At 68.4% G+C, this 11,748-nt stretch carries 8 protein-coding genes and 3 pseudogenes; 5 read left to right on the top strand and 6 right to left on the bottom strand.

Annotation, left to right across the window (positions count from 1 at the left end):
* Nucleotides 1-124: 124 nt before the first annotated feature.
* Nucleotides 125-412, top strand: a pseudogene (locus FNH04_RS01915) (oxidoreductase); the annotation flags it as partial.
* Between the two features lie 130 nt (nt 413-542).
* Here the strand turns inward: FNH04_RS01915 and FNH04_RS01910 are convergent.
* On the bottom strand, nt 543-1,250 hold the full coding sequence (locus FNH04_RS01910) for an alpha/beta fold hydrolase (RefSeq protein ID WP_152779644.1): 708 nt from the start codon (nt 1,248-1,250) through the stop codon (nt 543-545).
* A 126-nt stretch (nt 1,251-1,376) separates the two neighbouring features.
* Here FNH04_RS01910 and FNH04_RS01905 point away from each other — a divergent pair, with 126 nt between their 5' ends.
* Both FNH04_RS01905 and FNH04_RS49585 read left to right on the top strand, forming a co-directional pair.
* Nucleotides 1,377-1,970 carry a TetR/AcrR family transcriptional regulator gene (locus FNH04_RS01905; protein WP_152779642.1) on the top strand — a complete coding sequence of 198 codons (594 nt, stop codon included), beginning with the start codon at nt 1,377-1,379 and terminating at the stop codon, nt 1,968-1,970.
* A gap of 146 nt (nt 1,971-2,116) precedes the next feature.
* Nucleotides 2,117-2,185 (top strand): annotated as a pseudogene (locus FNH04_RS49585) (hypothetical protein); the annotation flags it as partial.
* A gap of 249 nt (nt 2,186-2,434) precedes the next feature.
* Here the strand turns inward: FNH04_RS49585 and FNH04_RS01900 are convergent.
* Together FNH04_RS01900 and FNH04_RS01895 are read right to left on the bottom strand one after the other, a co-directional pair.
* Nucleotides 2,435-2,881: pseudogene (locus FNH04_RS01900) on the bottom strand (RICIN domain-containing protein); the annotation flags it as partial.
* A 100-nt stretch (nt 2,882-2,981) separates the two neighbouring features.
* Nucleotides 2,982-4,412, bottom strand: coding sequence for an endo-1,4-beta-xylanase (locus tag FNH04_RS01895; RefSeq protein ID WP_152779640.1), 1,431 nt, complete (start codon nt 4,410-4,412; stop codon nt 2,982-2,984).
* Nucleotides 4,413-5,329: 917 nt separating this feature from the next.
* Here FNH04_RS01895 and FNH04_RS01890 point away from each other — a divergent pair.
* A complete protein-coding gene (locus FNH04_RS01890) occupies nt 5,330-6,796 on the top strand; it encodes a non-reducing end alpha-L-arabinofuranosidase family hydrolase (RefSeq protein WP_152779638.1) in 1,467 nt (488 codons plus the stop codon).
* A gap of 258 nt (nt 6,797-7,054) precedes the next feature.
* Here the strand turns inward: FNH04_RS01890 and FNH04_RS01885 are convergent, their stop codons facing one another.
* From FNH04_RS01885 to FNH04_RS01870, 3 genes are all read right to left on the bottom strand, one after another.
* The gene (locus tag FNH04_RS01885) at nt 7,055-7,888 is read right to left on the bottom strand and encodes a PIG-L family deacetylase (RefSeq protein ID WP_152779636.1); all 834 of its coding nucleotides are present in this window, start codon (nt 7,886-7,888) and stop codon (nt 7,055-7,057) included.
* Between the two features lie 543 nt (nt 7,889-8,431).
* Nucleotides 8,432-9,571: a flavin monoamine oxidase family protein gene (locus FNH04_RS01875; protein ID WP_152779634.1), complete on the bottom strand. Its 1,140-nt coding sequence runs from the start codon at nt 9,569-9,571 to the stop codon at nt 8,432-8,434.
* Entirely contained in the window at nt 9,558-10,589 is a 1,032-nt protein-coding gene (locus tag FNH04_RS01870) for an alcohol dehydrogenase catalytic domain-containing protein (protein WP_322722408.1), read from the bottom strand. Before FNH04_RS01870 ends, FNH04_RS01875 begins: the two co-directional genes overlap by 14 nt.
* A 194-nt stretch (nt 10,590-10,783) precedes the next feature.
* Here FNH04_RS01870 and FNH04_RS01865 point away from each other — a divergent pair, with 194 nt between their 5' ends.
* Entirely contained in the window at nt 10,784-11,674 is an 891-nt protein-coding gene (locus FNH04_RS01865) for a LysR family transcriptional regulator (RefSeq protein ID WP_152779632.1), read from the top strand.
* Nucleotides 11,675-11,748: the final 74 nt, after the last annotated feature.

Genomic DNA, 11,748 nt, shown 5'->3' with positions numbered 1-11,748 from the left:
GCCCGAGAGGTTGAGCATCCCACACCCGGTCCTGGGCAAGTGACATTGCTCGATGCGGAGGTGGATAACTTCTGCAGGACGCATAGCCGCGTAATAAATGCAGCCGAAGAAAGCCTCGAGATGCACCGCCGTCGGCAAGCAGGAGTCCGTCACCCCTCGCGAGATGACCGCCGACGACGTCCGGACCACGATCGCGGACTTCACCACCGCCGCGCGCAGAGCTGTCGAGGCGGGCTTCGTCGGCGTCGAGGTGCACAGCGCCAACGGCTATCTGCTGCACCAGTTCCTCGCCCCCAACACCAACCACCGCACCGACGTCTACGGCGGCGGCATCGAGAACCGCATCCGATTCACTGTCGAGGTCGTCGAGGCGGTCGCCGCCGAGATAGGGGCGGCGCGGACCGGGCTGCGGGCGGTCGGCACCTGGCCCTTGACGGCCGCGCGGTCCTCGCCAGCATGACGAGCGGAGCGGTGTGCTGCCGCCACCGGGCTGTTGGGGCGCGGTGGCGGCAGCGGTAGGGGGTGGGGTTCAGGCGGTGGGGTCAGCGGGTGGACTTGGCGGCGTCGATGATGACGTCGGCGACCGCGTCGGGCTGGGAGATGGACACCGCGTGGGACGCGTCGACGCGCACGATGGTCGAGCCCGCGCGCTCGGCCATGAACTCCTGGGCCTGGCCGGGAATGGCGTTGTCCTGGGTGGCAACCACCGCCCAGGAGGGCAGGGTGCGCCAGGCCGGGGCACCGGACAGCTCGGCGGTCAGGGCCTGCACACGGACCGAGCGCTGAGTGACCGCGAGGACGTCGGTGACCTCCGCGGGCAGGTCGCCGGCGATGACGTCCTGGTAGTGCTCCGGCAGGATCCGCAGCTCCGGCTCACCCTCGTGCTCGAAGGCAACAGTGGTGTCCGGGCCCATCTTCGCGCCGGGGAAGCGCGAGGCGTTCTCCAGAGAGCTCTCACCCTCGTCGGGCTGGAACGCGGCCACATAGACCAGGGCCTCGACGTTCGACGCCTCGCGGGCCGCGCGGGTGATGATCGACCCGGCGTAGGAGTGACCGACCAGGACAACCGGGCCCTCCACGCTCTTGGCGACGGTGGCGGCGTACTGCGCGTCGGACTCCAGGCCACGCAGCGGGTTCGCCACGGCCACCGTGGTGTAGCCCTGCCCCCGGAGCTTGGCGATGACTCCCTTCCACATACCGGAGTCGCCGAACGCGCCGTGGACCAGGACGATCGTGGGGGTCGTGCTCATGGCTTCATACCTCTCTAAGGGAAGAACGATCGGTCTTTCTGCGAGAAAGACTAGTCATTCTTCCCGTGAGCCGCAATGTGACGAGGCCGACCTCTAGAACGACTGGTCTTTCTCTACGATGGGTGTATGACGACCACCTCACAACTTCACCCCAAGGACCGGCTGCTGCGCACCGCGTCCCGCCTCTTCTACGCAGAGGGCATCCACGCCGTGGGCATCGAACGCCTGGTCACTGAGGCCCAGGTCACGCGCGCCACCTTCTACCGGCACTACCCCAGCAAGGACGACCTGGTCTCCGCCTACCTCACAGCGACCGCCGAGGACGTCCAGGGGGCTGTCGCACGGGCCCGGGAAGGCAAGGAGCCGCGCGAGGCGATCCGCGCGGTGATGGCCGTGCTCGGCGATTCGACCCTGGAGGACGGCTTCCGTGGCTGCCAGTTCCTCAACGCCGCAGCCGAGTACCCCGACCGCGACCACCCGGTGCGTGCGGTCATCAACGACCAGCGCACCTGGCTGTTCGGGGTCCTGCGCGACCTCTCCGCCGACATGGGCCACCCCGACCCCGACCACGCTGCCCGCGTACTCGTCCTGCTGCACGACGGCGCCTTCCAGGCTGCCGAACTCGGCGACGCGACGGCCGTCCGCGAAACGCTGCGTCGCGCCGTCGACGAGGTGTTCCCGCCCAGCGCGCCTGACAGCGCGGGGAAGTCGTCGCACTGACCGGTCCGGCGCCGCACGGCAGGCGCCTGTCCGAGCTGCCAGGTACCGGTCCCAGGCGGCTCTTCGGAGGCCGTGCGCCTCGTCGTACGTCGTCGCTTGGGCGGCAGTGGTGGTGGGCAACGCCGATGCGGTGATGTGAGGAGACGGTGCGTCGGCGCCCGTCCGCGCAGTTCGTGTCACGCGTCGCCACCAGGGACACCGTGATCGCCGATGTGACCATTCCCAAGGGCGAAGTCGTCTGGCTGGCGCTCGCCTCCGCCAACACCGACCCGGCGCCGCCGTCTCCGATCCCCTGGCCTTCGACATCAGGCGCGCAGGACTCGACGAGCACGACCACTACGCCTTCGCCAAGGGACGCCACACCTGCCTGGGGGCCAGGGTCTTCTGTGTGTCGCGCTCGCGTGCGAAACGGCTTGTGCTCGATCTGTGAGGCACGCCTGCAACGATTGGGGACGACCCTGCACTTGCTCCTGTTGGCCGTAATAGGACCAGGCGTTCCCGCTCGTGCCGCCCGAGGCGACGTCGCCGGCGGTTCCGCCCCGCCAGTGGAACGCGAAGATCAGCCGGTAGCGGAGGTTGTTGTCGTAGTTGGCGGGAACCCTGAGGATGAAGCCGCGGCTCTTGCCGCCGCTCTGAATCGTGTGCGTACCGCTCGCCAGAGTCGGGGCGCTGCCGCATCCGCCGCCACTGGACGACAGCTTGATCATCTGCCATTGCTGGTTGGCGCCGCCCCAGTCGGTGTACTGGACGACGTTGCCATCGTCGGCGGTGGAGGCGCCCTGCACCTCCACCGCCTTGCTGCTGGTGCGGTTGATCAGGACATACCAGGCATTGATGTCCACCGTCGCCGCCTCGGCGGGCGCGGGGTTCACCGCGGTGAGCATGCCGATCGCGAGGGTCGCCGCCACCATAGCGGCGACCCGGGACCACCAGCGATGTAGTCGTGGAGGGGCGGGGGAAAACGCACCGTAGGGCTTCATCGATTCACCCTTTGTTCTGCGGCGGATCCCATCAGGTGCGGGTCCAGCGTTGGTTGCTGCCGTTCGAGCAGGAGTAGAGCTGGATCAGGGTGCCGTTGGCGGTGCCGCCTGCGGCGGCGTCGAGGCAGAGGCCGGACTGGACGCCCACGATGGATCCGTCGGAGTCGAGGCGCCATTTCTGGTTGTCGCCGCCCCAGCAGCTGTAGATCTGCACTTTGGTGCCGTTGCCGGTGCCGGCGGCGTCCAGGCACTTGTTGCCGTAGACCCTGAGCTCACCTGCGGCGGTGTACGTCCACTGCTGGTTGGTGCCGTTGTGGCAGTCCCACAGGTGGAGCTGGGTGCCGTCGGTGGTACTGGTGCCGGGCACGTCAAGGCAGCGGCCTGAACCGACGCCCTTGATCGGTCCGGAGCCCGAAGGGGGCGTGGAGGAGCCGCCGTTGAGTGCGTTGAGGACGGCGGTGTAGGCGGGCTTCTTGCTGCCGTCGCCGTTGAACAGCAGCGGCGTGTGCTCCGGTCGCCAGGAGTCGGTGTCGCGCACACCCCAGACGGTGATGCCGAGGCAGCGCGGGACTGCCAGGCAGTCGTTGGTCACGTTGGCGTAGGTCGCGGCCGGGGCGCCCTGGATGTCGAGCTCGGTGATGGCCACGTCGACGCCGAGGGCGGCGAAGCTCTGCAGGGTGGTGCGGAAGTTGCTGTTGTAGGGGCTGCCGCTGTTGAAGTGCGCCTGGAAGCCGACGCAGTCGATCGGCACGCCGCGCTGCTTGAAGTCTCGGACCATGGCGTACATGGCCTGGGTTTTGGCCCAGGTCCAGTTCTCGACGTTGTAGTCGTTGTAGCAGAGCTTGGCGGCCGGGTCCGCAGCGCGCGCGGTGCGGAAGGCGACCTCGATCCAGTCGTTGCCGGTGCGCTGCAGGTTGGAGTCGCGCCGGGCTCCCGAACTGCCGTCGGCAAAGGCCTCGTTCACGACGTCCCACTGGGCGATCTTGCCCTTGTAGTGGCGCATCACGCCGTTGATGTGGTCGATCATCGCCTGGCGCAGCGTGCTGCCGCTGAGGCTCTGCATCCAGCCGGGCTGCTGGGAGTGCCAGGCCAGGGTGTGACCGCGCACCTGCTTGCCGTTCTGCACCGCCCAGTTGTAGACGCGGTCACCGGCGGTGAAGTTGAACTGGCCCCGCTGCGGTTCGGTGGCGTCTATCTTCATCTCGTTCTCGGCCGTCACCGAGTTGAACTCACGGCCCGCGATCGCCGTGTACGCGGAGTCGCCCAGCCTGCCCGAGGCGATGGCGGTGCCGAAGTAGCGGCCGCTCTGGGCCGCCGCGGCGCCGAGCGTGCTCTCGGCGGCGTGTGCGGTCGGCGGCGCGACGAGTGCGGCGACCGCACCGAGGACGCCGACGACCAGCGCCAACAGCAGGCCGCGGATCTTCCGGCGGAAAACGGTTCCGGGAAGGGCATATAAGCCCATGGCTGTGCCTCCAAGGTAGACATCACGGAATGACTGAAGCGCAGGGGAAAGCGTCGTCCGCTCCCACTCGGCAGACGTACGGGGCGGGCGGAACCGGGCAGCACGGAATCACCGGACACCGCGGTCATGGGACCGGGGCGATCTCAACCGGCCCGGACGGCACCCGGGTCGGCCGCCGGGTGACGTACGGCGGGTGGCAGTGATGGTTCGACAAGGGCACGGGGGTACTCCATCGCGGCTCGGCCGGGGGACCGTCACGCGGCGTCGCGTGCCTCTCCAACTGCGCGAAGAGCCAGAATGCGCTGGTGCGGACCTCACCGGAACGAAACGGGGTGGCGCAGGTGCTGTGCTTCGGTGCGCGGATCTGCGGTGCTTCGGTGCGTGGATCTGCCGTGCAGCACAGTTTGCTCGCTCAGGGCCGGCATGATTCGAAATCTCGAACCACGGCCGGTCGCCCAGTGAGGGAGGTTGAGGGATTGACGGTGAATCGTCAATACTCACCGAAGGGAAAGTTTCCGTGCTGTGCTCGAAACATTCGGAGCCGCATCGGGCCGGACCGCGAACCCTCCGGCGCCGCCGCCGGCGGACCCCGTAGGGCTCCGGGCCGGACCAGGACGAGTGTGCGTACGCTGCTGGCTCAACTCCCCCGCACCCCTCGCGGACCCTTGGAGGGGCGAGCCGTATCAGGAACTTTGGGAGTACTTCCGGTCGGCGCGACAGCTTGCCAAGCCCGGCAGGGGAGGAACTGTTTGTGGACAGATCGGCGACAGACCTTGACCAGAGGGCCCCGCATTCCTAGCTTGTGGCGTCAAAGGTTCGGGGAAATCTTCGAAAGTTTCGGAACCATCCCTGCCCCCGGTACGGCCGCTTTGCGGTTACTCGGCGTCGCCTCACCCCGCCCCCAAGGAGGCCCTCTGATGTGGTTTCGCCACCCGCCCCCGATTCGTCCAAGACGCTTACTCGCCGTCCTTTCGCCCTTCCTGCTCGTGGCTGCCTTCCTCGGTGCCCAGCCCGCCAGCGCGGCGACCGTAGACCCCAACGCCTCGTATGTGCTGGTCAACCGCAACAGTGGCAAAGCCCTGGATGTCTACAACATGGCGACCGACGACGGCGCCCGCATCACCCAGTGGACCAGGAACGATCAGAGCCAGCAGCAGTGGCAGTTCGTCGATTCCGGGGGCGGCTACTACCGCATCAAGTCCCGGCACTCGGGCAAGGTGCTGGACGTCCACAACTGGTCCACCTCGAACGGCGGCTCGATCGTCCAGTGGGCCGACCTGAACGGCACCAACCAGCAGTGGCGGCTGGCCGACAGCTCGGACGGCTACGTGAGGCTCATCTCGCGCCACAGCAACAAGGCCCTCGAAGTACAAGGCGCCTCCACCGCCGACAACGCGAACATCGTCCAGTACGACGACTGGGGCGGCAGCAACCAGCAGTGGCAGCTCGTCAAGGTCGGCGCCGACAACCCCGGCCCATGCGATCTTCCGTCGACATACCGCTGGACATCAACGGGCGCGCTGGCGCAGCCCAAGCCGGGGTGGGTCTCGCTCAAGGACTTCACCGTCGTCCCCTACAACGGCAGGCAACTCGTCTATGCGACGACGCACGACACGGGGACGAGGTGGGGCTCGATGAACTTCGGCCTGTTCACCAACTGGTCGGAGATGACCTCGGCCAGCCAGAACACGATGTCGACTTCCACCGTCGCGCCCACGCTCTTCTACTTCGCACCGAAGAACATCTGGGTGCTCGCCTACCAATGGGGGAGGACCGCCTTCTCCTACCGGACGTCGAGCGACCCCACCAACCCGAATGGCTGGTCGTCCGAGCAGGTGCTCTTCTCCGGAAGCATCTCCGGCTCCGGAACCGGACCCATCGACCAGACGCTCATCGCTGACGGGACGAACATGTACCTGTTCTTCGCCGGCGACAACGGCAAGATCTACCGGGCCAGCATGCCGATCGGGAACTTCCCAGGCAGCTTCGGCACGAACTCGACAGTGATCATGAGCGACACGACGAACAACCTGTTCGAAGCCCCGCAGGTCTACAAGCTCCAGGGCCAGAACCGCTACCTCATGATCGTCGAGGCGATCGGCTCGCAGGGCCGCTACTTCCGATCGTTCACAGCCACCAGTCTGAACGGCTCATGGACACCCCAGGCCGCGACCGAGAGCAATCCCTTCGCCGGCAAGGCCAACAGCGGCGCCACCTGGACCAACGACATCAGCCATGGCGAACTGATCCGCACCAGCCCTGATCAGACCATGACCGTCGACCCCTGCAATCTGCAGTTGCTCTACCAGGGGCGCAGCCCCAACTCAGGCGGCGACTACGGCCTCCTGCCCTACCGTCCGGGTCTGCTGACACGGCAGCGCTGACGGCATGACACGGGTCCGGCTCCGGTAGGGAGCCGGCGTGGCGGGCTCGGCGGAAGGCCGAGCCCGCCCGGGGCAGGCGACGACGTCAGCCCTCACACGTCGACATCGCTCGTAACCGCCACGCTACCGAGCAGGGCCAACTGGTGATCAAAAGGCCACCGGAATGGCCCCACACATGAACAAGCCTTCGGTGTGCGAGCACGCTCGATCGAGCCATACGGACCATGATCTTTCGAAGGCCCCGGGAAGGCGGGCGGATCAGCGCAGTCCCGCGAAGAGGTCGTTCTCGGGCACGGCCGCGCCGGTGGTGTCCTGGACACGTACGAAGGTCTCGACGCCCATCAACTCGGTGAACCTCTGCTGGCCCATCTTGAGGAAGAAGATGTTCTCGCCCTGGCTGGCGTGCGCGGCCAGTGCATCGAACTTCTGGCCGCCGAACGCGGTGGTGTCCACCCAGGTGGTGATCTCCTCGTCGGGGAGTCCGATCTCGGCCATTGCGGCGGCCTGGGCGGGATCTGGCTCCGGTACGTCCGCACCGAACTCGCGCATGGTCTCCCCGAACCGCTGCATCATCGAGCGGGGCGCCGTCGTCCAGTACACCTTCGGTGTCGGCGCGGTCATCGCCAGTGCCGCCATCGTGATGCGGTTGGCCTGAATGTGGTCGGGGTGGCCGTAGAAGCCGTTCTCGTCGTAAGTGACGACCACATCGGGTCGGTAGCGCCGAAAAAGTTCCGCGAGTCGGGCGGCGCCCTCCTCGACGGGTGCCTGCCAGAAGGATCCGAGGGCGTCGTTGGTCGGCCAGCCCATCATTCCGGAGTCGGCGTAGTCCAGCATCTCCAGATGACTGATCTTCAGGATGTCGCAACTTGCCTCGAGTTCTCGACGCCGCATCAGGGCGACGGCCGCCGGATCATGCCCGGGATCGCCGGGCTTGACACCCCCCGGCCCGTCACCGCAACCGCCGTCGGTACACGTCACGAGAACCGTACGCATGCCCTCCGCCGCGTACCGCGCGAGGACACCGCCTGTCCCAGTTGCCTCATCATCGGGGTGGGCGTGCACCGCCATGAGCGTCAACGGCCGGTCGTTCATGAAACAGTCCTCCTGTGTGAAAAGGCCTCGGTCCGAGTCCGCGGCAGGCGCACATGAGGACGTCGCCGGTATCGGGTGACCGGGCATACCACGGACCCGGGAGCCGGACCGCGTTGGAGCGGACCAGCTTTTCTCTGATCCTCGTCCGCGCGGCGCCGGTCCCTCGGCTGGTGCAACAGTGCTGGCCGACTCGGCTGTTCCCACCCCGCAAGAGAAAACGCCCGAGCCTTGGCGCTCGCTCCCGTGAGCTTCGCTTCCGGACTTGTTCGTGAGTCTTTACGAGTTCGTCGGCTCGCTGCACCGGCCCGCGCCCTGGCGCGTGGGTGCCCGGATTGGGCCCGCCCGATCAACCGAGAGCCATTCGACCAGGCCGCCGAACGGCGCGGGAACCGCCTGGAGAAGGTCCTGGTGGACCACGGGTCAAGGACGAGGTCGTCATCCACGGCGCGATGCTCGGCATCACCGTCGACGTCGTCCGCCGGGACCCCGCCGACCAGGGCGGGGGCTTCGTTCCGCAACCGAAGAGATGGGTGGTGGAGCAGGTCAACGGCACGTTGATGTTGCACCGGCGTCTGGCCCGCGAGTACGACCACCAGCCCGGCAATGCTGCCTCCCGCGTGAGTTCGCCTCATCTGTGGTCAGGGACGCCGTCACCGCTCGCTCGGCGGTGGCGAGGGCGCCCTCCATGTGCCCGGCGTATTCGGTGGCGGTCTCGGTCGAGGCCCAGTGCAGCCTGCCGTCCAGCGCGGGCCGTTGGTAGAGGTGGTGGCCGAACAGGGAGTGGTCGGCCAGGTGGTGCATGGCGGGCGGCACGGTCCACCGCTCGTCGCTCCAGTCCTGTATGTGGAGCGTCTCGGGCTCGGCGGCGGCACGACCGAAGAGCTGGGCCAGCTGGGCGGTCACCGCCTGCTCGAAGTCGGGGCCGACGGCCTGGGCCGCGGCGAAGCCGAACAGCGCGGCGGGCCGCCCGTCGGGGCCCGACATGTCGTGCAGTTCCTGCAGCGGGCCGGTTCTGCTGACCGCCGCTCCAGCGAGCCCCTCGCCCCGCCAGAAGGCGGCAGGGTAGCGGGCGACGACCTTGGCGACCGCCCCCATCCACACCGGGGTCGCCCTGGCCAGGCGGACCAGCTCAGGTGACAGCTCCGAGTCGAAGTCGATGCGCGCGAGGGCCAGTGCGGGAGGTACGGCCACCACGACCTGCTCGGCGTGCAGCGCCGAGCTCGGCGTACGGACTTCGAGGCCACCGGTGACGCGGGGGTGAATCGCGGTGACGGGACTGTCCAGCCGTACGACGTCGGCGGGCAGTTCGGCCGCGAGGGCGCGGGCGAGGGCGTTGGCCCCCGGTGTGAAGCGGCGGGCGGGGGCGTCGAGCAGGTTGCCGGGCAGCCGTCGTACGCCGGTGGCGTCCTGTACGAGTGTGTCCCCCGCGAGATGCTGCTCGAAGGTGGCGATGCCGAGCCGCGCGACGAGATCCGCGACGCGCCGCTCCCCGTCCCAGTACCAGGTGGCGCCCAGGTCGAGGGCCCCCGGCGGGGCTGCCGTGCTGAGCAGACGCCCGCCGACCCGCTCGCGGGCCTCCAGGCACACGGTGTCGCGCCCGGCGGCGACCAGAGCGGCGGTCGCGGCCAGTCCGGCGATCCCGGCACCGACCACGACGACGTCGTGGCCGTCATGCTGAACCATGTTCTCTCCTCTTCAACGGCCGTTGCGCGCCAGTGGTGAGGACCATCCGGAAGCGGGCCTTGCCCTCCTGCTGGGTGTCGAGCGCCTGCTGCGCTTCCTCCAGCGGGACGGTCTGCACCTGGGGGCGGACACCGCTCGCGACCGCGAAGCGCATCGCCTGTTCGGTGTCGGCGGGGCTTCCGGTCAGATGACCGGTGACGCTGCGCGCCCCCATGACGAGCTTGGCCAGGGGCAGTTGCAGGGGAGCCCCGTCGAAGCCGACGACGGTGAGCCGACCGTGCGGGGCGAGCCCGTCCACCAGCTCCGCCAGCGGCTTGCTGCTGGAGGCCGTGGACAGGATCAGCCGCGCCCCGCCCAACTCCCCCAGCCCCGCTCCGGGTTCCTGTCGCTCGGTGTCGATGTAGTGCCGCGCGCCCAGCTCCTCGGCGAGCTTCCGCTTCTGCTCGCCCCGGCCGATCGCCACCGTCTCGAACCCCATGGCCGCCGCGAACTGCACCGCCAGATGCCCCAGACCGCCGATCCCTAGGACGGCGACCAGATCGCCCGGCCCGGCACCGGAGGTCCGCAGGGCGTTGAAGGTGGTGACACCGGCGCATCCGAACGGCGCGGCCTCCGCCGCCGACAGCCCCCCGGGGATCCGGGCGAGAGTGGAGACGGGAACCGTGATGGTGCTCGACCAGCCACCCGCGTACGACAGACCCGGCACCTTCCGCTCCGGGCAGTGCACGACATCGCCGAGCCGACAGGCGGAGCAGTGCCCGCAGCTGCCGCCGAACCAGCCGACGGTCACCCGCTCCCCCACGTCCCATCCCTGTACCTGGGGGCCCAGCTCAGCGATCACACCGGCGACCTCGTGGCCCGGAGTGATGGGGAAACCGGTCGCCGGAGCGGGATTGCCGACCGTACCGATGTCGGCGCCGCAGATGCCGGTCGCCTCCACGTCGATACGCACCTCACCGACCCCTGGTGCCCTCTCCTGCACCGGGACGACCTGGACGGCAGCTCCGGGCTCCGCCACTTGTGCGGCCCTGTGAACGTGGTTAGCGTCTTGGGACACGAAAATCCCTCCGTGAAATAGAAAAAGGACGCGGATATTCACGGAAATACCTCGCGCGTGGCTCCGTCCGCACCGTAGGGCGTCCCGGACGCCCCCGGTAGAGGATCATGGGGAATGGGGGTATAAAGAGCGGCTATAGCAACGAGGAGAGCAGCATGAACATCGAGGGGCTGCGCTACGCCCGGGCCGTCTCCACGACGAAGTCGTTCAGTGCGGCCGCCCGGGCCTACGGCGTCACCCAGCCCGCTCTGTCCAACGGCATCGCGCGACTGGAGCAGGAGCTCGGCGTGACGCTGTTCGAGCGCTCGCCGCGCGGGGTGAGGCCGACCGCGGACGGCACACAGATCCTGCCCATGATCGTCCAGGCCCTCGACGCCCTGGACGCGGTCGTCGCCGAGGCCCGGCGGCTGGCGCTGCCGACGCCCGACACGATCCGCATGGGCGTCTCCCCGCTGATCGGGGCCGACCTCGTCGCCCGGGCCTTCGACGCCGCCCGCAACCTGGACCGCCCGCGCGACCTGGTCCTGCGTGAGGCGGATCTCACACACCTGCGTGAGGACCTCCGGGCAGGACTCCTGGATGTCCTCCTAGTGCCGGCCGTGCAGGCCATGCCCACGTTCCGGCATCGCGTCATCGCCCGCGAACCGGTCGTCGTGATCGACCCGGCCGACTCGCGGACCGAGGGCCCGGTCGAGTTGCGGGCAGCGGCCGACGCCGCCTACATCCTCGTACCGGACAGCTGCGGACTGACCACCTTCACGACCGAACTGTTCCGCAGCCACGATCTGGCGCTGCGCACCTACCCCGGCGAGGCCTCCAACTACCGCGTGCTGGACGAGTGGGCGCGGATGGGCGTGGGCGCCGCGCTGCTGCCCCAGTCCAAAATCACCCGGGACCACGGCGGCTCCCGTCCCCTCGTCCGGGCCGGAGACCCCGTGGAGATCGCCTATGAGGCCGTCTGGGACAATGGCACCGCTCTCGCAGCTGATCTGGAGGACTTCGTCACGGCTCTCACCCAGCTTTCCGACGAGGGCACCGGCGATTGACGGAGGTTATCCCTCCATTACTCTGACGCCGCCAAGCGGATTCATTCTCAGGAATTCACGTCGCCGCCAAGGCA

Source organism: Streptomyces phyllanthi (genome assembly GCF_009377205.1).
GTDB lineage: Bacteria > Actinomycetota > Actinomycetes > Streptomycetales > Streptomycetaceae > Streptomyces > Streptomyces phyllanthi.
Note: the sequence above shows the minus strand (reverse complement) of the source record. Positions and strands in the feature narration are given on the sequence as shown.